Annotated in this window: 25 protein-coding genes; 14 read left to right on the plus strand and 11 right to left on the minus strand. The window is 68.9% G+C overall.

Annotated features, from left to right (window positions below):
- The 3 genes from H7K45_RS07245 to H7K45_RS07255 form a co-directional block, all read right to left on the minus strand.
- Window positions 1-456 carry a Fur family transcriptional regulator gene (locus H7K45_RS07245; RefSeq protein WP_263995113.1) on the minus strand — a complete coding sequence of 152 codons (456 nt, stop codon included), beginning with the start codon at window positions 454-456 and terminating at the stop codon, window positions 1-3.
- Between the two features lie 32 nt (window positions 457-488).
- The gene (locus H7K45_RS07250) at window positions 489-836 is read right to left on the minus strand and encodes a DUF3140 domain-containing protein (RefSeq protein ID WP_263995114.1); all 348 of its coding nucleotides are present in this window, start codon (window positions 834-836) and stop codon (window positions 489-491) included.
- Window positions 837-918: 82 nt separating this feature from the next.
- Entirely contained in the window at window positions 919-1,374 is a 456-nt protein-coding gene (locus H7K45_RS07255; RefSeq protein WP_263995115.1) for an FAS1-like dehydratase domain-containing protein, read from the minus strand.
- A gap of 167 nt (window positions 1,375-1,541) precedes the next feature.
- Between H7K45_RS07255 and H7K45_RS07260 the strand changes: the two genes are divergently transcribed.
- From H7K45_RS07260 to H7K45_RS07275, 4 genes are read left to right on the plus strand one after another with little or no spacing between them, the layout of a single operon-like run.
- The gene (locus H7K45_RS07260) at window positions 1,542-2,705 is read left to right on the plus strand and encodes a glycosyltransferase (RefSeq protein ID WP_263995116.1); all 1,164 of its coding nucleotides are present in this window, start codon (window positions 1,542-1,544) and stop codon (window positions 2,703-2,705) included.
- Window positions 2,629-3,630 (plus strand): glycosyltransferase, encoded by a 1,002-nt coding sequence (locus H7K45_RS07265; protein ID WP_263995117.1) that lies wholly within the window; start codon window positions 2,629-2,631, stop codon window positions 3,628-3,630. The genes H7K45_RS07260 and H7K45_RS07265 overlap by 77 nt, the downstream gene beginning before the upstream one ends.
- Window positions 3,627-4,448: a glycosyltransferase family 2 protein gene (locus H7K45_RS07270; protein WP_263995118.1), complete on the plus strand. Its 822-nt coding sequence runs from the start codon at window positions 3,627-3,629 to the stop codon at window positions 4,446-4,448. Before H7K45_RS07265 ends, H7K45_RS07270 begins: the two co-directional genes overlap by 4 nt.
- Window positions 4,449-4,499: 51 nt before the next feature.
- The gene (locus H7K45_RS07275) at window positions 4,500-5,174 is read left to right on the plus strand and encodes a GAF and ANTAR domain-containing protein (protein ID WP_263995119.1); all 675 of its coding nucleotides are present in this window, start codon (window positions 4,500-4,502) and stop codon (window positions 5,172-5,174) included.
- 10 nt (window positions 5,175-5,184) lie between these two features.
- Here the strand turns inward: H7K45_RS07275 and H7K45_RS07280 are convergent, their stop codons facing one another.
- A complete protein-coding gene (locus H7K45_RS07280; RefSeq protein WP_263995120.1) occupies window positions 5,185-5,892 on the minus strand; it encodes a HemK2/MTQ2 family protein methyltransferase in 708 nt (235 codons plus the stop codon).
- Between the two features lie 150 nt (window positions 5,893-6,042).
- Between H7K45_RS07280 and H7K45_RS07285 the strand changes: the two genes are divergently transcribed.
- Complete coding sequence (locus tag H7K45_RS07285) at window positions 6,043-7,260, plus strand: NAD(P)/FAD-dependent oxidoreductase (protein WP_263995121.1); 1,218 nt, start codon at window positions 6,043-6,045, stop codon at window positions 7,258-7,260.
- A gap of 50 nt (window positions 7,261-7,310) precedes the next feature.
- Window positions 7,311-7,703 carry a nuclear transport factor 2 family protein gene (locus H7K45_RS07290; protein ID WP_263995122.1) on the plus strand — a complete coding sequence of 131 codons (393 nt, stop codon included), beginning with the start codon at window positions 7,311-7,313 and terminating at the stop codon, window positions 7,701-7,703.
- A 57-nt stretch (window positions 7,704-7,760) separates the two neighbouring features.
- On the opposite strand, the gene H7K45_RS07295 is transcribed toward H7K45_RS07290, so the two are convergent.
- Window positions 7,761-8,117, minus strand: a complete 357-nt coding sequence (locus tag H7K45_RS07295) for a VOC family protein (protein ID WP_263995123.1) — start codon at window positions 8,115-8,117, stop codon at window positions 7,761-7,763.
- 199 nt (window positions 8,118-8,316) lie between these two features.
- Here H7K45_RS07295 and H7K45_RS07300 point away from each other — a divergent pair, with 199 nt between their 5' ends.
- A complete protein-coding gene (locus tag H7K45_RS07300; RefSeq protein ID WP_263995124.1) occupies window positions 8,317-8,985 on the plus strand; it encodes a LuxR C-terminal-related transcriptional regulator in 669 nt (222 codons plus the stop codon).
- A 20-nt stretch (window positions 8,986-9,005) separates the two neighbouring features.
- Here the strand turns inward: H7K45_RS07300 and H7K45_RS07305 are convergent, their stop codons facing one another.
- On the minus strand, window positions 9,006-9,860 hold the full coding sequence (locus tag H7K45_RS07305; RefSeq protein ID WP_263995125.1) for an SDR family NAD(P)-dependent oxidoreductase: 855 nt from the start codon (window positions 9,858-9,860) through the stop codon (window positions 9,006-9,008).
- A gap of 135 nt (window positions 9,861-9,995) precedes the next feature.
- On the opposite strand from H7K45_RS07305, the gene H7K45_RS07310 reads away from it, so the two are divergent.
- The 3 genes from H7K45_RS07310 to H7K45_RS07320 all read left to right on the plus strand — a co-directional run bounded on the left by H7K45_RS07310 (window position 9,996) and on the right by H7K45_RS07320 (window position 12,144).
- Window positions 9,996-10,568, plus strand: a complete 573-nt coding sequence (locus H7K45_RS07310; protein WP_263995126.1) for a TetR/AcrR family transcriptional regulator — start codon at window positions 9,996-9,998, stop codon at window positions 10,566-10,568.
- Between the two features lie 58 nt (window positions 10,569-10,626).
- Entirely contained in the window at window positions 10,627-10,776 is a 150-nt protein-coding gene (locus tag H7K45_RS07315) for a hypothetical protein (protein ID WP_263995127.1), read from the plus strand.
- 162 nt (window positions 10,777-10,938) lie between these two features.
- Complete coding sequence (locus tag H7K45_RS07320) at window positions 10,939-12,144, plus strand: GGDEF domain-containing protein (RefSeq protein WP_263995128.1); 1,206 nt, start codon at window positions 10,939-10,941, stop codon at window positions 12,142-12,144.
- A gap of 8 nt (window positions 12,145-12,152) precedes the next feature.
- On the opposite strand, the gene H7K45_RS07325 is transcribed toward H7K45_RS07320, so the two are convergent.
- Together H7K45_RS07325 and H7K45_RS07330 are read right to left on the minus strand one after the other, a co-directional pair.
- Window positions 12,153-12,407, minus strand: a complete 255-nt coding sequence (locus tag H7K45_RS07325) for a DUF6480 family protein (protein WP_263995129.1) — start codon at window positions 12,405-12,407, stop codon at window positions 12,153-12,155.
- A complete protein-coding gene (locus H7K45_RS07330) occupies window positions 12,404-12,565 on the minus strand; it encodes a hypothetical protein (protein WP_263995130.1) in 162 nt (53 codons plus the stop codon). Before H7K45_RS07330 ends, H7K45_RS07325 begins: the two co-directional genes overlap by 4 nt.
- 102 nt (window positions 12,566-12,667) lie before the next feature.
- On the opposite strand from H7K45_RS07330, the gene H7K45_RS07335 reads away from it, so the two are divergent.
- Window positions 12,668-13,309, plus strand: coding sequence for an SOUL family heme-binding protein (locus tag H7K45_RS07335; RefSeq protein WP_263995131.1), 642 nt, complete (start codon window positions 12,668-12,670; stop codon window positions 13,307-13,309).
- Between the two features lie 70 nt (window positions 13,310-13,379).
- A complete protein-coding gene (locus H7K45_RS07340) occupies window positions 13,380-13,814 on the plus strand; it encodes a nitroreductase family deazaflavin-dependent oxidoreductase (protein WP_263995132.1) in 435 nt (144 codons plus the stop codon).
- Window positions 13,815-13,830: 16 nt separating this feature from the next.
- Here H7K45_RS07340 and H7K45_RS07345 read toward each other — a convergent pair whose 3' ends face one another.
- Complete coding sequence (locus tag H7K45_RS07345) at window positions 13,831-15,495, minus strand: ABC-F family ATP-binding cassette domain-containing protein (RefSeq protein ID WP_263995133.1); 1,665 nt, start codon at window positions 15,493-15,495, stop codon at window positions 13,831-13,833.
- A 109-nt stretch (window positions 15,496-15,604) separates the two neighbouring features.
- Between H7K45_RS07345 and H7K45_RS07350 the strand changes: the two genes are divergently transcribed.
- A complete protein-coding gene (locus H7K45_RS07350) occupies window positions 15,605-16,597 on the plus strand; it encodes a glycoside hydrolase family 6 protein (RefSeq protein ID WP_263995134.1) in 993 nt (330 codons plus the stop codon).
- 3 nt (window positions 16,598-16,600) lie between these two features.
- Here H7K45_RS07350 and H7K45_RS07355 read toward each other — a convergent pair whose 3' ends face one another.
- Window positions 16,601-17,278 (minus strand): IF2 family translation initiation factor, encoded by a 678-nt coding sequence (locus tag H7K45_RS07355; protein WP_263995135.1) that lies wholly within the window; start codon window positions 17,276-17,278, stop codon window positions 16,601-16,603.
- Window positions 17,279-17,305: 27 nt separating this feature from the next.
- Window positions 17,306-17,863: a CsbD family protein gene (locus H7K45_RS07360; RefSeq protein ID WP_263995136.1), complete on the minus strand. Its 558-nt coding sequence runs from the start codon at window positions 17,861-17,863 to the stop codon at window positions 17,306-17,308.
- 444 nt (window positions 17,864-18,307) lie between these two features.
- Between H7K45_RS07360 and H7K45_RS07365 the strand changes: the two genes are divergently transcribed.
- Entirely contained in the window at window positions 18,308-19,243 is a 936-nt protein-coding gene (locus H7K45_RS07365) for a manganese catalase family protein (protein ID WP_372512523.1), read from the plus strand.
- The last annotated feature ends 39 nt before the right edge of the window (window positions 19,244-19,282 follow it).

The following is a 19,282-nucleotide window of genomic DNA, read 5'->3' on the forward strand; positions in this document are numbered from 1 at the left end:
TCAGGATCTGGATGGGGCGGGGCCGACTGTCGAGCAAGCGGGACAATAGCCCCAGTAGATGACTTCTGCTTCGTCGACCGTGAAGCCCTCGAGGTGGCCGTCACCGTCGGCGGGCACCAGACACGGCGCCGCGCCGACCGCGCAGTCGACGTCGGCCACCGCACCGCACGACCGGCACACCACGTGATGGTGGTTGTCGCCCACGCGCGACTCGTACCGCGCCACGGACCCGGCGGGTTGGATGCGGCGGATCAAGCCGGCCGAGGTGAGTGCGTTCAACGCGTCGTAGACGGTCTGGTGCGACACCTCCGGGGAGGTGGTGCGCGTCGCCCTGGTGATCGTCTCGGTGTCGGCGTGCGGGTTGGCGTACACGGCACCGAGGACGGCGACCCTCGGGCGGGTCACGCGAAGCGACGCCTCGCGCAGCACTCGCTCGAACTCGATCGCGTGTCCCACGCCCTAAGTTCTAGTGCCTTTTCTTGAATCAGTCAAGAGTGTTTCTTCATCGGGTCGTGGCCCCAGTTCATCAACGAATACCGCCACGCGGTGTCTTCGACGTCGCCCGATGGCCGCTGAGCTCGATGCCGTTTGACGTAACCGACGACCTTGCGCATGTGGTCGTAGTCGTCGTCGGAGAGCTCGGACTTCTTGGTCTCCAGGATGTCGGCGATGTGGCGCCCACTGGCATGGCCGGTCGACTCGCCGCCGCCGTCGGCCTTTTGACCCACCGACTTGGACGCGTCGCGGTCGAGCCATCTGCGGAGCTCCGAGGCCGTCATGTTGACCGCGCCGGAGAACTCCTTCCACGTCCGTTGCCGCTCGACGTCGTCGACCACCACCACTCCTCGCAACCCGTAGCCCGCGCATTGCCGCGCTCAGTCGTCGTACCCCGAGGGCCCCGGGAAAAACCTTCCCGGGTCAGTCCGCGTCGGCCTCGGTCCGACCGGCCATCGTCGTGTAGTCCTCCTGGACGGTGTCGCCGTCCTGGTTGACGATCCAACTCCGCAGCGTCAGCACGTCGGCACCGAACGCCCGCCGCAGCGAGTCGATCCGGATTCGGCACCGGAGGACGTCACCGGCCTTGATGGGAGCCAGGAACTTCAACCCCTGCTCGGCCTGGATGAGCCGTTCGTCGGTGATGGTGATGCCGGCGTGGTCGAAGAACGCCATCTGAGCGTGGTAACCGAACACGGAGATGAACGTCAGCGGCGCGAGGATGGAGTCGTGGCCGAGGGCGCGGGCGGCGTCCTCGTCCCGGTACGCGGGGTCGTCGTTCTTGACCGCGACCGCGTACTGGCGAACGGCTTCACGCCCGACGACGTAGGTGTCGGGGTGTTCATAGGTCAGTCCGACGATGTCCGGTGACAGGGCCATGACTGAGGAATGTAGCTGCCGCGGGGCGGCGAGGAGCCCAGGCATGACGTTCTCGCGGGAGGACGTTACAACTGCCGAAGACGGGGTAAATAGGCCGACGCTTGATCCGGCCGTGGATCAACGAAAGGGGTGCGAGTGACCGCCGTCATGGACGAACCGGCAACGACGTGACGTCAGCCCTGCGCATAGCCCTCATCTCACACAACCGCTTTCCGATCAGCCAACCGTTCTCCGGTGGACTGGAAGCGCACGTATGGCATCTGGCGCGGTCGTTGTCCCACGAAGGACACCAGGTCACGCTCTTCGCCGCAGCGGAGTCCGATCTCGGTTCCCAACCCGGCCCGGAGGTTCGACCGCTGTACCGCAGCGCCGCCGCGGCACGGCGCCGTCCGCTCCCCGGCGCGGTGCCGGAATCCGATCATCTCGCCTATCTCGACGTCATGCAGGAGCTCGTCGACGACGGCGGCGACGGTTTCGACGTGATCCACAATCACTGCCTCAATCCGGTGCCCCTTCTGCTCGCCCCAGGTTTGCGCACCCCGATGCTGACCACGCTGCACACTCCGCCTGTTCCGCGATTGGAGGCCGCCATCGGCACCACCGGGGGCGCCGGCTCGGCCTTCGCCGCGGTGAGCGGTTACACCGCGGAATCCTGGCGCCACGTCGTCACCGACCGAATGCACGTGGTGCCCAACGGCGTCGAGCCCTCTCGCTGGCCTGCCGGCCCCGGTGGCGACTACCTCGTGTGGTCGGGGCGGGTGACACCCGAGAAGGGGACCCACCTCGCCGTCGCGGCGGCGGCGCTGACCGGCAGGCACCTCGTCATCGCCGGGCCCATCGGCAACGCCGAGTACTTCCACGAGGCGGTGGAGCCGCTGTTGAGTGAACGTGTCCGGTACGCAGGACATCTCGACCAGCGGCGCCTGGCGTCGCTGGTCGGCGGTGCAGCGGCCGCGCTGGTCACGCCGCGGTGGGACGAGCCGTATTGCCTCGTCGCCGCCGAGGCCGCCACCTGCGGGACGCCCGTCGTCGCCTTCGGCCGCGGCGGGATTCCGGAGGTCATCGACGCCCAGAGCGGGCGGCTGGTCGCCCCCGACGACGTGGCGGGCATGGCGGCCGCCGTCCCCGAGGCCATCACCCTGTCGCGAGATGCGGTGCGCCACAGCGCCGTCATGCGATGTAGCGCACGCGCCATGGTGTCGCGCTACCTCGAGATCTACGGCAACCTCATCGACGAACGGACCTCCGCCAACCATGATTGGCTACTACGTACATCACCACGGACGCGGGCACCTCTCGCGAGCGACGAGCATCTGCGCACGTCTGCGTGAGCCCGTGACGATCCTGTCGTCGTTGCCGGTCGAGGCGCGGCCCGGGGTCACCACGGTTCGGCTTCCTCGCGACGACGAGCCATCCGACCGAGGTGACGGCAAGGGCTTCACCGACGTCGACGCCAACGGCGCGCTGCACTGGGTCCCGTTGCATCACAGTGGTTTACGAGAACGCATGTCGACGATCGCCGATTGGGTGTCGACGCACCGGCCGTCGGTGATGGTGGTCGACGTCTCGGTCGAGGTGACGATGTTGGTGCGGCTCCTCGGTGTGCCCGTCGTCGTGGTCGCCATGCCCGGTGAGCGGACCGACCCGCCCCACGAACTGGTCTACCGCGTCGCCGAGCACATCCTGGCGGCGTGGCCCCGAACCCTCTACGAGCCGGCGTGGCTGGTGCCGTACGCGGCGAAGACGACGTACGTGGGCGGAATCAGCCGCTTCGACGGTCGCCCACGCCTTCCGCGTCCGGACGACGGACGACCCGGCATCCTGGTCCTCAACGGTTCCGGCGGCGCCGATCTCGACGTCTCCACGATAAACCGTTGCGCCGCGGCACATCCGGAGTATCGATGGTCATCCCTCGGGGTCGCCGGGGGTCCGTGGGCCGACGATCCGTGGCCGAACCTGTGCACCGCCGACGTCGTGGTGTCCTCGGCCGGCCAGAGTTCGATCGCCGACATCGCCGCGGCGGGCCGACCGGCAGTCATCATCGCCGCCGACCGTCCATTCGGTGAGCAGCGCGCCACGGCAGCGGCGCTGCGGCGCGCCGGCGTGGCGGCGGTTCGACCGTCGTGGCCCGAGATGTCCGACTGGCCCGGCGTAGTCGAGGCCGCGCGCGGCCTGGACTCGCAGGGGTGGCAGCAGTGGCAGACCGTCGGCGCGGCCGAGCGCGCCGCGGCGCTGATCGAGCGGGTGGCGGCGTGAAGACGACCGTCGTGACCGCGGTGCGCGGCCGAGGCGACCATCTTCGCCGCCAGCTCGACGGCCTCGCCCGCAGCGCCGTCCCGGCGGATCACCACGTCGTCGTGGCCGTCGACGACGACGACGTCGCGCGCCGGGTACGTGACGACGGTACGACCGTGGTGGCGCTGCGCTCGGGGTCGCCGCGCATCCCGATGGCACGTGCCCGCAACCTCGGTGCCCGGGTGGCCGTCGACGGTGGGGCCGAGTTACTCGTCTTCCTCGACGTCGACTGCATCCCCGCGCCCGAGATGATCGGGTACTACCAGCTCGCTGCGGCGAACCCCGCCCACCGGGGCGCGTTGCTCTGCGGCCCGGTCACCTACCTTCCGGCACCCGGGCCCGACGGGTACGACCTCGACCGGCTGTCCGAGCTGACCGCGCCGCACCCGGCGCGACCGGCCCCGCCGACGGGGGTGACGGTGACCGGCGACGAGTACGAGCTCTTCTGGTCCCTGTCGTTCGCCGTCACCGCGCCGGTCTGGGAGCGCATCGGAGGGTTCTGCACCGACTACGCCGGCTATGGCGGAGAGGACACGGACTACGCGCAGCGGGCGGCCGCCTCGGCCGTCGGTCTGCGGTGGGTGGGGGGCGCGCACGCCTATCACCAGTTTCACCCGGTCTCCGACCCGCCGACCGAGCACCTGGCCGACATCGTGTCCAATGCGACCACGTTTCACGCCCGGTGGGGGTGGTGGCCGATGCAGGGGTGGCTGGACGCCTTCGAGCAACGCGGGTTGATCTCTCGCGACGGACGCGGGACGCCTCGTCTGGCGGGGTAGCCGCCGTTTGATCGTGATCCGGCGGGGGCATTCGGGGGGGTGTCGCAATCGATGAACCACGACCTCGCGCTCCGCATGGCCGAGCTGGCGAGAAGCTTGGTGCCCAAACCCAGCTTGGACACGATCCTCCAAGAAGTGACGACTGCGGCCGTTGACCTCATCCCCGGCGTCGACACCGCGGGCATCCTCCTGCTGGAACGCGGGGGCAAGTTCAGTTCGGTCGCGACCACGTCGGATCTGCCCCATCAACTCGACACCCTGCAGGTGACCTTCAACGAAGGACCGTGCGTGCAGGCCGCACTCTCGGACACCGTCGTCCGGACCGACGACTTCCGGCTCGAGACGCGGTGGCCGCAGTACTCGCCTGCCGTCGTCGAGATCGGCGTGCTCAGCGGCCTGTCGTTCAAGCTCTACACCGCCGACCGCACCGCGGGTGCGCTCAACCTCTTCGGGTTCGCACCCAACGAATGGAGCGCCGACGCCGAGACCGTCGGCACCATTCTCGCCGCCCATGCGGCCTCGGCCATCATCACCACGCAGGCACGAAGTCAGCTGAACGCAGCGCTACTGAGTCGCGACCGCATCGGTCAAGCCAAGGGAATCATCATGGAGCGCTTCGGAGTCGACGCCGTCCGCGCCTTCAGCATGCTCAAACAGCTGAGCCAGGAAGGCAATGTCAAGCTGACGGACATCGCCCAGCGAGTGATCGACTCCGGCCCCGCCTGACCCACGCAGGTCACACGCGGTCGGCGCGCACCACGGCCAAGCGCTCGCGACGGCGGCCCGTCTCCAACATCCCGATCCGCTCCAACCAGAGCGCCCGCGCGGTCAACACGGGCCCGAAGGGAATCCACTGCTCGGCCACCACACGGGCTCGCAGGCCGGCCGCCGACAGATCCGCGACCGTGCGATCCACGTTCGCGAACTCGGAGTGCACGATGAAGATGGAGCCGCCGTCGGTGAGAAGCTCGGCGGCGCTTTCGCACAGCGGGTCGAGGATCCGACGCCCGTCGCGACCGGCGTTCCACGCCGCGGCAGGTCCTGCCGACTCGGCCACCGGCGTGTCGTCGGCGCCGTCGTCGAACGGCACGTACGGCGGGTTGCAGGTGACGACGTCGAAGCGCTCGAATTCGACAGCCCGAGTCCATGATCCGCGGTGCACCTTCACCGGAAGCCCGGCCGCCGCGGCGTTGGCCCTGGCGCAGTCGACCGCACGGGAACTCATCTCGAATGCGGCGACCGTCGCGGCGCCCTGCTGGGCAGCGGCCAACGCGACGACGCCGCTGCCAGAACACAGGTCGGCAACCCGTCTCCCGGCAGCCAGGCCCGACGCCCGAAGCGCCCCGATCAGCAATGCCGAATCCTCCTGGGGCGGGTACACGCCGGTCGGCACCCTTAGCGGGTCGGTCTGGTCGGGAAGTTCTTCGGTGAAGATCGTGGTCACGTCGTTGCTCCGTCGCGTCTTTGGGGGCGGTGATCAGCACATGCCCCGCCGCGTTGGGTTCGAATCCCCGATCACGCGACCAATAACCCACGCCCTCCCGCGTCTCGTAGACGGGGGCGTGGATTCACCAACGGCGGGTAAGCCCCTGTCATGACCGCATCCGCCGGCAACGTCGGCACCACCTTTGACGTCGTCGTCGTCGGCGGGGGCAACGGCGGTATCAGTGCCGCCGCGCGCCTGCTCAAGAAGGGCGTGACGGACGTCGCGGTGCTGGAGCCCAATGCGGTACACACCTACCGGCCGCTGTTGTCCTATGTCGGCGGCGGGCTGGCGGACATGCGCAGTGCCGAACGCACCCAGCGCTCGGTCACGCCGAAGGGCTGCACCTGGCTTCGGGATTCGGCCGTCGGCGTGGACGCCGAAGCTCGGACGGTGCGCTGCGCGTCGGGCCACGAGCTGCACTACCGCGACCTAGTCCTCGCGCCAGGACTGGTGCCCGACAGCGACGAACTTCCCGGGGTGGACACCGCGATGGACAGTCCCGCGGTGGCGAGCAACTACCTCGACGCCGCAGACAAGACGTGGGACCTGGTGCAGCGCATTCCCGTTGGCGGCCATGCCGTGTTCACCGTCCCGCGGCCCCCGGTCAGCTGTACCGGCACCACGATGAAACCCCTGTTCTTGGCCGCCGCCCACTGGTCGAGGACACGCCGACTCTCCGACGTCGAGATGACCCTGGTCGTCGACCGCCCGACACTCTTGGACGCCCCCGCACTGGACGGGAAGATCCGTGCGGAGCTTCACCGTCTCGGGGTGAAGGTGCTCGACGAGACCGGGGTGACCGGGTTGTTCCCCGCCGACCGCCACATCACCGTCACCGACCGCCGCGACGGCACCGTGCGCCCCATCCCCTACGACCTTCTGCACCTGGTGCCTCCGTTCCGCGGGCCACGGTGGCTGGGCGCCTCGGGCCTGGCGACCGACGACGCCGCCGGCGTCACCGACGTCGACCCCGCGACGATGCGGCATCGCAGGCACCCGAACGTGTGGGGCGTCGGGGACGCGGCGAGCGTGTCGACCGATCCGTCCGGAGGTGCTCTGCGCCCGCAAGTTTCGATCATGGTGGACAATCTGCTGGCCGCGCGCGCCGGTAGGACAACGGTGTCCGACTACGACGGTTACACCGTCGCGCCGATCGCCACCGACGCCCGCCACCTGATCGCCGGCGAGTTCACCAGAGACGGTGCCCTCGCCTCGTCGCTGCCGTCGTTCCTCGACCCGCTCAAACCTCGCCGGACCGCGTGGGCATTCGACCGCTTCGGCCTTCCGCAGGTCTACTGGAATCTCCTGCTACGCGGCAGAGTCTGACGTTCACGTCATCTTCGGTTGCCGGCAGCCGGGCAGGGTACGTCCCACGAATGGATGACCTGACGAAGAAGTTCGTCGACGCCCTCGGTCGGTTGCACCAGGACGGCGACCCCGATCCGCTCGTCGAACTGTTCTCCGACGATGCGACGTTGAACAAGGCCGGCATGCCGCACGGTCAGAGCGGCCGCGACGGAGCACGGACCTTTTGGGAGCAGTACCGCAACGTCTTCGGAGAGATCGAGTCGACCTTCCACCACGTGGTCACCGGGGATGGGATCGCATTCCTGGAGTGGACGTCCAACGGCACGCTGAGCAACGGTTCGCCAGTCGGTTACGACGGTGTGAGCGTGCTCGAATCCTCCGACGGCTCGACCGTCGACGCGTTCCGGACGTTCTACGACACGGCGGCGTTCCTCGAGAAGCAGACCGCCATCCGGTCCTGACGGTCAGACGAAAGAGCCCCAGTGCCAACGACACTGGGGCTCTTCGGAACGTCTGCGTCACTCCGACGGCGGCTCGAACAGTTGCAGGTCGTTGCCCTCGGAATCCTTGAAGGCCGCGATCCGGCCCCACGGATGCTCGCTGACCTCGCCGACGAACGTCACGCCCGCGTCGGTGAGACGAACGAGCTCGTCATAGAGGGTGCCGTCGGGTTGCAGCGTGAGCACCGCCCCGCCGGTGCTCTCACCATGGGTCTCTTCGCGGCCGTTGAGCCCGATGGACACTCCGTTCGCGTCGAGCTCGGACCAATCCTCACCCTCGCTCTTGACCTTCAGGCCGAGGGTCTCGCCATAGAACTTCAATGCCCGACTCATGTCCTCGACGGGCATCCACACCGTTGCCACACCACTAGCCATTGTTCCTCCACTCGTGAACCGACGTATGCTCGGTCCACGTACCCGGGTGCGGCAACACCTACGCCCGTTGAGCGACAACAGATTCGATCACGGAGTGGGTGCTCGTGGGCGAAGGTGTCGATCGGGCTCATCACAGCTGTGGAGGAAAGACCCTTTGGGGTGGTCCGGGTACACCCCTAGGGCGGTAATGTCCCTTCCCGTGGCCCCTGCCGACAAGCGACCCATCACCGTCGCACTGGTCGACGACTACGACGTCGTCGTGATGGGCGTGGCCAACATGTTCGACAACTACCGCGACCGAATCGTGGTGGCCGAGCTGGACACCACGATGGGCGTCAGCGATGCGGTCGACGTCGTCCTGTACGACTCGTTCGCTCAGCCGGAGTCCGACCACCACGAGATCGGGGTCCTCGTCGCCAATCCACGCGCCCGACGCGTGGTGGTGTACACGTGGAACTTCCATCCGGATCTGATCGAGAGCGCGAAACGCCATGGTGCGCACGGGTATCTGTCGAAGACGCTGCCCGCACGAGATCTGGTGGCCGCGCTCGAGGCCGTCCACGCCGGCGAGATGGTGATCAGCGAGGCGCCGGCCCGCTCCCGCACCGCGGTGGGCCTGGACTGGCCCGGCCGCGGGGAGGGGTTGAGCGACCGCGAGTCCGAGATCCTGGCGTTGATCACCCAGGGGAAGAGCAACGCCGAGGTGGCAGCCCTGACCTATCTGTCGCCCAACACGGTCAAGTCCTACATCCGCACCGTCTATCGCAAGATCGACGTCACCAGTCGCACCAAGGCGGTGCTGTGGGGCGTCGACCACGGCTTCACGCCCGACCACCATCGCATCGAGCATTGGAAGGGCGGGCCGTAAGCGCGTCGCGGCAGTGGGTCTCACGCCGGCATGTCGACCGGAAAGGGCTCGGCGAAGTCGGCGGACCTGCCAACCGCCGCCCACTTGCGGTCCTCGGCGAGCAGGCGTTCGTCGTGGCGGATCGAACCCTCCACGGCGTTGACGCCCAGCGGCAGGTGGTACGGGCGGTCGGTGCGACGCGACATCTCGACCAGAATCGCCGCGGCCCGGGCCGGGTCGCCCGCCGAGACCGCGTCGCTGGCACGGATGGCGTTCATCGCACCCACCGTGTCGGCGTAGCGGTCGGGGACGTCGGCGATCGCCATCGACGAGCCCGCCCAGTCGGTGGCGAAGCCGCTTGGCTCGACGACGAGGACGTCGACGCCGAACGGGGCGGTCTCGACCTGGAGCACTCGCGAGAAGCCGTCGATGGCGAACTTCGCGGCCTGATAGGACGCAATGCCCGCCGAGCCGCCGACGCGTCCGCCCATCGAGGAGAATTGCACGATCAACCCGCCGCCCTGCTCGCGCAGAACCGGGATCGCGGCCTTGGAGACGTGGTAGACGCCCCAGAAGTTGGTCTCGAACTGCGCGCGAAAATCGGCACCGTCACCGGTTTCGATGGGCGCGACGTTGGCGTAGCCGGCGTTGTTGACCACGACGTCCACGCGGCCAAACCGTTGCCTGGTCGCCTCGAGGGCCGCGGTGACCTGACCGGGGTCGGTGACGTCCAGAGCCAGGGGCACGACGCGCTGCCCGTACGTCTCGACGAGGTCGGCGAGGCCCTCGGGCCGACGGGCGGTGGCGGCCACGCCGTCCCCGGCGTCGAGTGCCGCCTGAACCAGGGCGCGCCCAAAACCGCGCGATGACCCCGTGATGAACCAGACCTTGCTCATGTCTTCCTCCGTCGTCGTCGCCGTGGTGCACGCGGCGGCGTTGACGCCGCACCCATAAGCGATAGTCGTACTCTCACATATGCAGAACGCCGCCGAGCTGGATTCGATTCCGCCGGCGCAGACAGGAGGTCGGTCGTGCGACGAGACGCTGCCGCCAACCGTGAACGGCTGATCATCGCCGCCGAGACGGTCTTCGCCGAACACGGACCCGATGCGACGCTCGACGACGTCGCACGGGCTGCGGGGGTCGGACCCGCAACGCTCTACCGCCGCTTCGCCAACAAGGACGCCCTCGTCCACGAGGTACTGAGCGGGTTCTTCCGCCGCCTCGTCGACGCTGCCGAGGCCGCTGCGGCCGGTCCCCCCGATCTCGGTCTCGAGACGTTTCTGCGGACCGTCGGCGTCGAACTCGCTCTCAAGTCGGGACTGTCGGCACCGGTGTGGGGCGAGCTCGCACCCCGACCCCTCGTCGAGCACCTCCGTGGCCTGTCGACCGAACTGCTGGCCGGCGCGCAACGCGTCGGCGCGGTGGGGCCGCAGATCACCCCCGACGACGTCACCGCCGCCATCTGGGCCCTGCGTGGCGTCATTCAGTCCGAGCGCCTCGACCCACGCCACCGCGGCGCGCAACTGTGGCGTCGACATCTCGAGACGATCCTGCGCGGCTTCGGCGCCGACGGAAGCGCTGTGGTCGAGCACACCGTTTGAGTCGCGCGGCGGCCCGGGAAACCGCACCCTGTCCCGCAATGACAACGAGCGGAGAGCCATGCCCCGAGGCAGCGGAATCTACGAGGACCAACCGCGCGAACACCGCACGTCCTACACCCAGCACGCCGAGGATCGACCCGAAGACAGCCGTGCCGCGGCCACGCCCGACGATACGTCGTCCGACGAGGCAGCCGAACCGACCGGCTGATCACCCCCGGTCGGGGCACCATGATCTTGCCGTCCCGACCAGCCCGTGGCAGCGGTAGAGTCAACCGCTACCGGACGCTACCGAAGACACATTTCGTCGCACATCTGGCAAATGCGTCGAACGTCAACGCGGTCCGGGTAGCGGCCAGGCAGGGGAAGCTCGATGGTGACGTCGATTCGATGGTGGTGGCGTCAGCCAGACCACTTCGAGTGGTTGAGCGCCTTCCTCCACGTCCGCCGCATGGCCACGATGACGCGCGGGGTAGTCGTCGCAGTCACGTCGTGCCTGGCGGCGGTCCCGTTCGTCGTACTGCTCGGCTCGGCACCGCCCGCCTCGCCCCTGCAACGAACACTCAGCGTGCTGGCCGGCCTGGGCGGCCTCGCCGGCGCTGCGCTGTGGCTGCACCACTTCCCGACCAAGAATCAGTCGATCGTCTTCTCCGTCACGGCTAGTTTCAGCATCGCGTGCGCGGTGCTCGCCCAGAGCGACCCGCTGACGGCGATGCTGGGCTGCACCACGTTCGCGTCGATCTCCGGCTACATCGCGCTCTTCCACACGCCCGCTCTGATGGTGGCCAACCTGCTGGTCGTGATCGCGGTGACGGCGGTGCCCGCCGTCGCGCTCGTCGGCTCCGACGGTTACGTCCGCACCGTCAGCGCCTACGCCGTGGTGCTGATCGGCAACGTCGCCGTCCCCTACGGCGTGCAGATCATCGTCCACACCCTGGGTGTCGACCTGCTGAAGGCCGACCGCGACCCCCTCACCGGGTTGTACAACCGCAGGGCCTTCCTCCGGCGGGCCGGAGCCCTTGCCGCGACCAACCGCGAGGGTTCACTGCTCATCGCGATGATCGACCTCGACCGGTTCAAGCGCCTCAACGACACCCATGGGCACAGCCACGGCGATCGAGCCCTGGCGGCGGTCGGGCGCGCGCTCCGCGATCACGCCCCACGCGGCTCGGTGATTGGCCGCGCCGGAGGTGAGGAGTTCCTGGTGGCCGTCGACCTCGGCGACGCCGACCCCCGCGCCGTCGGGCACGGGCTGCGCCGGGCGATCGAAGTACTGCCGTTCGCGACCACCGCCAGCGTCGGCACCACCTGCGTCCCGATCGCCGAGATTCCGGCCGGCGACGGTGCGCACGACGTCATCACCGAGCTCATCGCCGCCGCCGATGCGGCCATGTACGAGGCAAAGCGCAACGGCGGCAACCAAACTCGGCACCACGGTCGCCCGACCGCGCGGCAGGCCAGGACGTCGAGCCACCGGACGTGGAGTTCCACCAGCCAACGGTGGGAGGCGCTACCCAGCCCCCGACCGAATGACCTTCGGTACCGCAGACGCGACAGCGAGCGCTTCGCATCCTGGTGACCGCCGGATCACCACCGGTCCAGCACGCCCGCGACCTGCAGCAGGTACACCACGGACACGATCAGGAAGATCGTGAAGAGCAACCCGACCGCAATGAGCGCCGCCACGCCCACCGGCGTCATCCGACGGCGCGGGGGCGGGTCCTGATTGGCCGACTGAGCCGTGGAGCCCGAGTCGGGCGGGGTCTCACCGGGCTCGACCCCGTGAGCGTCGCCGACCGTCGGGATCTCGGCGGGGTCCGGGTCTGGGGGTAACGCCGTCATCGCCGCAGCGCCGATCCCGCGGCACGAGCCGTCGTGCCGGACGGGGCCATCAGCGCCAGCAGCGGGACATGGGGCTGCCCGATGACTCGCCGCCCGCCGGCCGGGCGGACGAAGTCCACCGCGCGGTCGAACACGCTGGTCACGGTCGTCCGTGTCATGGCCACCCTCCTATCTGCTCGGTGCTGACGACATCCCCGCCCCCGCGGGGTCTCAAACGCCGACGACGACTACGGCTCGCATCGCCCGGGTACCGTCGAGCCATGACGAACCCGCTGGGCCAAGTGACGAACGTGGTGACGCAGGTCGCCGAATCCGTGCTCGGCATCGTCGGCATCCGCGTGGGCACCGAGGAGCCACCGCACGACACCGAACGGCTGACCGGCGGTCTCGAGATCCGCCGCTACCGACCCCGCATCGCCGCCGAGACCACCGTCGAGGCGCCTGAAGAACGTGCGCGCAACGAGGGGTTCCGCAGGCTGGCGCGCTACATCTTCGGCGGCAACGGGGGCTCCGACAAGATCGCCATGACGGCTCCGGTCAGCCAGGCGGGGTCCACCGGGTCCAAGATCGCGATGACTGCCCCGGTGACTCGCTCGGGTGACGACGAGAACGGCTGGGTCATCCGCTTCTTCATGCCGTCCAAGTGGACTCTTGCCACCCTGCCCACCCCCGACGACGACAGGGTGCGCCTGGTCGAGGTGCCGGCCGAGACCATGGCCGTGCTCCGCTTCACCGGCGACCGCGGTCCCGCGACGATCGCGAAGAAGTCCGACGAACTGCGAAAAACGTTGCGCGACAACGGAATCGAAGTCACCGGCGAGCCGCAGGCCTGGTTCTACGACCCGCCCTGGACCCTGCCGTTCCGTCGTCGCAACGAGGTCGTCGTACCCGTCGTCACCTAGGTCGAAGACGGCCCGAAAGTCGAACCGGGAATCCGGGAATAAAGTCGGCGCCTTCGGTGTTGACGGGCGGGTGACTGACAACGCCGAAACCAAAGCCGAACTGAGCCCGACCGACTGGGTGCGCGACCAGACCAAGCGCATTCTCGAGCAGGGCACCACCGACGGCGTCGAGGTGCTCGACCGCCCGATCGTCCTGTTCACCACCACCGGGGTGAAGTCGGGCAAGAAGCGCTACGTCCCGCTGATGCGCGTGGAATCAGACGGCAAGTACGCCATGGTCGCCTCCAAGGGCGGCGACCCGAAGCACCCGTCGTGGTACTTCAACGTCAAGGCCAACCCCGCGGTCACCGTGCAGGACGGGGACAAGGTCTTCGAGCTCACCGCGCGCGAAATCGAGGGCGCGGAGCGCGAGCAGTGGTGGAAGCTGGCCGTCGAGGCCTACCCGCCCTACGCCGAATACCAGACCAAGACCGATCGACAGATCCCCGTCTTCGTCCTGGAGTGAGCGGCCCGGGGCGGGTCTACCGTTCGGTGACCCGCCCGTGGTCCACCACCCACGTGCGGTCCAACCGCACGTTCTGCAGCATCCGCCGATCGTGGGTGACCAGCAGAAGCGCACCGTCATAGCCGTCTAGGGCCTGTTCGAGCTGTTCGATCGCCGGCAGGTCGAGGTGGTTGGTCGGCTCGTCGAGCACCAGGACGTTGGTACCGCGGGCCTGCAACAGCGCCAGCCCGGCGCGGGTGCGCTCCCCAGGCGACAGGTCGTCGACCTCGCGTTCGACGTGGTCGGCGCGCAACCCGAACTTCGCCAGTAGCGTGCGCACGTCGGCGGTGGTCCAGTCCGGCACGCGCTCGGAGAAGCGGTCGACGAGACGGCCGCCACCGGTGAAGTCGGCGCGGGCCTGGTCCACCTCCCCGATGTCCACGCTGGCCCCCAGGCTCGCGCGTCCCTCGTCGGGCACCTGACGGCCAAGCAGCAACCGCAACAGGGTCGACTTGCCCGCGCCGTTGGGCCCGGTGATGCCGATGCGTTCGCCGGCGTCGACCTGGATCGACACGGGGCCCAGGACGAAGTCGCCCTGTCGCACCACCGCGTCGGCCAGGGTGGCGACGACCGAGCTCGACCGCGGTGCGGCGCCGATGGTGAACTCCAAGTTCCATTCCTTGCGCGGTTCGACGACCTCCTCCAGCCGCGCGATGCGGCTCTCCATCTGCCGCACCTTTTGAGCCTGCTTCTCGCTGGACTCGGTGGCCGCTCGCCGCCGGTTCTTGTCGTTGTCGGGTGCCTTTCGCATCGCGTTGCGCACCCCCTGGCTGGACCACTCCCGCTGGGTCCGGGCGCGCGCCACCAGGTCGGCCTTCTTGTCGGCGTACTCGTCGTACTGTTCGCGCCGGTGCCGACGCCCGACCTCACGCTCCTCCAGATAGCTCTCGTAACCGCCGCCGAAGACCGTGGTGGTGTTCTGAGCCAGGTCGAGTTCGAGCACCCGTGTCACGCTGCGCGCCAGGAACTCTCGGTCGTGGCTGACGAGCACCACTCCGCCGCGAAGGTCGTGGACGAACTGCTCGAGCCGGGCAAGGCCGTCGAGATCGAGATCGTTGGTGGGCTCGTCGAGCAACACCAGGTCGAAGCGCGACACCATCAGCGCCGCCAACCCCACCCGCGCAGCCTGCCCACCCGACAGCGCGGTCATCGGCGTGGAGTCCGGTCGCACCATGGCCGAGTCCAGCCCCAGGTCGGCCAACACCGCGGGCAGCCGCTCGTCGAGATCGGCCGCGCCGCTGGCGAGCCACCGATCCAGGGCGGCGGCATAGACGTCGGCAGGGTCCACCCCGCCCGGACCGGCGCCCTCGTCGGCCAGTGCCGCCGCCGCGTCGTCCATCGCCCTCGTCGCGGCGGTGCACCCGGCGCGGCGCGCGACGTAGGCGGCGACGGTCTCCCCCGGCACCCGCTCGTGCTCCTGCGGCAACCAGCCCACGAACGCGTCCGGCGGCGCGAGGCTCACCGTCCCCTCGAGCGGCTCGAGATCCCCGGCCAGGATGCGCAGCAGCGTGCTCTTGCCCGCGCCGTTGGCGCCGACGACCCCGACGACGTCACCCGGTGCCACCGTCAGATCGAGCCCCTCGAAGAGCGTGCGGTGAGCGAATCCGCCGGCCACGTCCTTCGCGACGAGCGTTGCAGTCATGGCGCCATAGTCTCACCGCCGCCCCGTGGGAGTTCGCGCCGCGGGCGCCTCCCGGCGGAGCGTCGGCGATTGGCACTCCGGCCCCGAGGCCGTTAGCTTTCGTGGGGTGATGTCCTCAGCTGCCGGTGCCGTCGCACGGTGGATCTCCCCTTTCCTCGCGGTCGCCGCCGTTGCCGCCACCGTGCTCGCCACGGATCCAGTCCACGTCACCAGCGCGCCCGCGGTGCGGCTGGCCGCCGACGGCAACCCGCTGGCCACGTTGCCCTTCTACGTGAACCCGAACTCCAAGGCGACGCGAGCAGCCAACGGCGCGGGCAGCCCCGAGCTGACCGCCATCGCGAACACACCCACCGCCTACTGGATGGACCACCTGTCCACCCCGGCCGTGGACGCCAAGTACATCGCCGACGCCCAAGCCGCCGGCACCATGCCGATCCTCGCGCTCTACGGGATTCCGCATCGCGACTGCGGCAGCTTCGCCGCGGGAGGATTCAGCTCGGCGGGCGCCTACCGCGGGTGGATCGACGCCGTGGCGGCCGACATCGGCGGCGGTCCTGCGGCGGTCATCCTCGAGCCCGACGCACTGGCCATGGCGGACTGCCTCTCCGGTGACCAGCGCCAGGAGCGCTTCGACCTGATGAGTTACGCGGTCGACACCCTAACCCGCAACCCTGGCACGGCGGTCTACGTCGACGCCGGTCACTCCCGGTGGGTCAGCGCCGACGAGATGGCCGCGCGGCTCAACCAGGTCGGCATCGCCAAGGCCCGAGGCTTCAGCCTGAACACCGCCAACTTCTTCACCACCGGCGAGGAAACCGGCTACGGCGACGCCATCTCGGGCATGGTCGGCGGCAAGCCCTACGTCATCGACACGTCCCGCAACGGCAACGGACCCGTCGAGGGTGACCCGCTCTACTGGTGCAACCCGAGCGGCCGCGCGCTGGGTGCCGCTCCCACCGCCAACACCGGCAACGGCAACATCGACGCGTTCCTGTGGGTCAAGCGCCCCGGTGAATCCGACGGCTCGTGCCGCGGAGGGGCCGGCGCGGGCACTTTCGTCCCCCAGTACGCCATCGACCTGGCCCACAACGCGGGCCAGTAGCACTCAGGAGTCGGTGGAGCGCTCGGCTCGACGCTTCTCCTTCTCCGTGTCGGCGAGCTCTTCGAGCCGGTCGGCGTCGGCACGCTTGGCACGGGCCGCATCCTGCTTCTGCCTGGCGTCGTCCAACGTGTCCTCGGCGGCGGCGGTCACCCGCTTCTCGACGGATTCGATGCGCTGCTCGTCGGCGCGCTTGGCGGCCTCGGCCTGCTTGGTCAGCCGAGCGGCGATGTCGTCGGCCTCCTTCTTGGTGGCCCCGGCTCGCCTCTGGGCGGCGTCGGCGGCGGCGCGCGTGCGCTTCTCCGCTGCGGCCGCGGCCTCGTCGACGCTCTGCTCCCGCTGCGCACGGGCATCCCGCACCTCGTCGACCACGTTCTCGCGCGACGCCCGCAGATCTGCCTCGGCCCGCCGCAGCTCCTCGTTGGCCGCATCCTCCAGTCGAGCGGCGCGGGCCAGTTCGTCGCTGCGCTTGGCCAGCGAGGCTCCGGTGCGCTTGAGGCGGGCGTCGCCGAGCGCATTTCCGACGGTCGCGTCCAGCACGCCCAGCGAGCGTTCGTAGACGAGTCGGGCGGGCGCTTCGGCGTCCAGCCTGGACACGACGCGCTCCTCGATGAGTTGCAGTGGCAGGCGGACGAGTTGGTACTGCAACCGCAGGATGGTTCGGGGGATGGTCACGATGCTCATGTTCGGTCCTCGAAAGTCGTTCGTCGGTCAGGGAAGGTCGGCGTTGTCGGTGAGGCGGTCGGCCCGCTCCCTGGCGGCCTCGGCGGCGGCGCGAGTGGCCTCGGCATTCTCGACGGCAGCCTGATGCTCGTCGACGGCCTCGGTGGCCTCGCTGGCGGCGGCCCGGACGTCGACCCGCTCCTGAGCCTCGGCGCGCTGCACCTCGCGCTCGGCCTGGGCCTCGGCCTCGGCGGCGGCACGCTGCGCCTCCTGCTGGGCGGTACGTTCGGCGTCGGCCTTCTGCGCGGCTTGCTCCGTCACGATGGAACTCTCGACCGACGCGGTCCGTGCGTCGACGGCGATCCGCTCCTGGGCTCCCTCGAGCCTGGCCTCGGTGGCGAGTTCGCGGGCCTGCTCGGCCTCGGCGTCGGCAACGGCCTGGACGCTGTTGGCCTCCTTGCGTTCCCGAGCCTGCGTCTGTTCGAGCTGACCCTCGGCGGTCAGCGAATCGTTGCCCGTCATGGCCCCGGCGATTTCCTTGGCCTTGCCCTTGACCGAGTCGATCAGACCCTTCCGGGCCTCGTCGGACATGTCGTGTTCACTCATGAAACTCCCTCGACCTCTCTGCGGTCTTCCGCGCGTGACGACGTGGGCCAGACGGCTCACGGGCTGCACATGCTCGGATCCGCCCCGGTTGAAACCCCTGCGGCGCGGGGGCGACCGTACCGCACCTGCCGACCGTGGCGCCGAGGCTCGAAACCCATTCGCACACAAGGACCTTCGGAGATCAGAGAGTCGCATGGGTGGGGCCAAGTTTGCGCGCCTGACGCCCGGGTACACGACCGACGGCAGGTGCTTCCAACACCGTGAGCATCACCGGCCAATTCCACCGGCCAATTCCACCGGCCAATTCCACTACGGGCTACCGCCCACGTCACTGCCACGTCCGTGGCGACGCCTCTCGACCCATTCGCAGCTGAGCCGACCACCGGCGCAGTCGGCGGCGGTTCTGGCACGCGGATGACGGGCATGACGACTGAGGAGAACCAGATGTATCTGCACACCCAACAGTTGATCAACGAAATCGCCGTCGACGAGCCCGATCCGGCCGCGGCCAACGCCCTGCAGGAAGGTCTCGGCGGGCAGTTCGGCGAGATGCGCACGATGATGCAATACCTGTTCCAGAGCATCAACTTTCGCGGTGACCCGACGTCCAAGCCGTACAAGGATCTGATCCAGGGCGTCGGCACCGAGGAGATCAGCCACGTCGAACTGATCGGCACCACCATTTCGCGCCTGCTCGACGGGTCGCCTGCCTACCAGGGCAAGAAGGACGACCCGGTCGACCAGCCCGGCGCCAAGGGTGCGACCCCGCTGAAGATCGCGTTGGACACCAGCAACATCCACCACTACCTCGTCGGGGCTCAGGGCGCGCTCCCGGTCGACTCGGCGGGCAACCCGTGGAGCGGGTCCTACGTCTACAACAGTGGCAACCTCGTGCTGGACCTGTTGTACAACCTCATGCTGGAGTCGACGGGCCGACTGCAGAAGTGCCGCATCTACGAGATGACGGACAACAAGACGGCGCGCTCGACCATCGCCTACCTCATCGTCCGCGATCAGGCGCACGAAAGCGCGTTCGCCAAGGCCCTGGAGAGCCTTGGGGTCAATTGGGGTGCGGCACTGCCCATTCCAAAGACGAACGCCGAGCAGTTCCCCGAGGTCAAGAAGCTCGTCGACGCGGGTTTGCAGAGCATCCAGTACACCTTCAGCGCCGACGACGAAAGCCAGGCGGACAAGCTCTACCGGGGCGCGTCACCGTCCAACGACGACACCGTGCTGAGCACCGCCGTCATGCCGGAGGGCTTCCCGATGACCATCGCCCCCGAACGACGCGAGGAGTTCGCGCCCGGCCTGGACACCGAATTGCTTACCCTGATTCAGGCCACCGCCGAGGCCGAGATCGCCGCCAACGGCAAGGGGTAGTCGAGCGCGGCGGGTGGTTCGGAGTCGAGGCCGGCCACC

Source organism: Mycobacterium yunnanensis (assembly GCF_025823185.1).
GTDB classification, from domain to species: Bacteria; Actinomycetota; Actinomycetes; order Mycobacteriales; family Mycobacteriaceae; genus Mycobacterium; species Mycobacterium yunnanensis.

Excerpts from the sequence above, each read along its gene's own strand:
- H7K45_RS07275 (WP_263995119.1), top strand. The coding sequence starts at position 4,500 with ATGAACCACGACCTCGCGCTCCGCATGGCCGAGCTGGCGAGAAGCTTG.
- H7K45_RS07355 (WP_263995135.1), bottom strand. The coding sequence starts at position 17,278 with ATGAGCATCGTGACCATCCCCCGAACCATCCTGCGGTTGCAGTACCAA.
- H7K45_RS07320 (WP_263995128.1), top strand. The coding sequence starts at position 10,939 with ATGGTGACGTCGATTCGATGGTGGTGGCGTCAGCCAGACCACTTCGAG.
- H7K45_RS07330 (WP_263995130.1), bottom strand. The coding sequence starts at position 12,565 with ATGACACGGACGACCGTGACCAGCGTGTTCGACCGCGCGGTGGACTTC.
- H7K45_RS07315 (WP_263995127.1), top strand. The coding sequence starts at position 10,627 with ATGCCCCGAGGCAGCGGAATCTACGAGGACCAACCGCGCGAACACCGC.
- H7K45_RS07290 (WP_263995122.1), top strand. The coding sequence starts at position 7,311 with ATGGATGACCTGACGAAGAAGTTCGTCGACGCCCTCGGTCGGTTGCAC.
- H7K45_RS07350 (WP_263995134.1), top strand. The coding sequence starts at position 15,605 with ATGTCCTCAGCTGCCGGTGCCGTCGCACGGTGGATCTCCCCTTTCCTC.
- H7K45_RS07295 (WP_263995123.1), bottom strand. The coding sequence starts at position 8,117 with ATGGCTAGTGGTGTGGCAACGGTGTGGATGCCCGTCGAGGACATGAGT.
- H7K45_RS07255 (WP_263995115.1), bottom strand. The coding sequence starts at position 1,374 with ATGGCCCTGTCACCGGACATCGTCGGACTGACCTATGAACACCCCGAC.
- H7K45_RS07345 (WP_263995133.1), bottom strand. The coding sequence starts at position 15,495 with ATGACTGCAACGCTCGTCGCGAAGGACGTGGCCGGCGGATTCGCTCAC.
- H7K45_RS07360 (WP_263995136.1), bottom strand. The coding sequence starts at position 17,863 with ATGAGTGAACACGACATGTCCGACGAGGCCCGGAAGGGTCTGATCGAC.
- H7K45_RS07335 (WP_263995131.1), top strand. The coding sequence starts at position 12,668 with ATGACGAACCCGCTGGGCCAAGTGACGAACGTGGTGACGCAGGTCGCC.
- H7K45_RS07285 (WP_263995121.1), top strand. The coding sequence starts at position 6,043 with ATGACCGCATCCGCCGGCAACGTCGGCACCACCTTTGACGTCGTCGTC.
- H7K45_RS07365 (WP_372512523.1), top strand. The coding sequence starts at position 18,308 with ATGTATCTGCACACCCAACAGTTGATCAACGAAATCGCCGTCGACGAG.
- H7K45_RS07305 (WP_263995125.1), bottom strand. The coding sequence starts at position 9,860 with ATGAGCAAGGTCTGGTTCATCACGGGGTCATCGCGCGGTTTTGGGCGC.
- H7K45_RS07325 (WP_263995129.1), bottom strand. The coding sequence starts at position 12,407 with ATGACGGCGTTACCCCCAGACCCGGACCCCGCCGAGATCCCGACGGTC.
- H7K45_RS07265 (WP_263995117.1), top strand. The coding sequence starts at position 2,629 with ATGATTGGCTACTACGTACATCACCACGGACGCGGGCACCTCTCGCGA.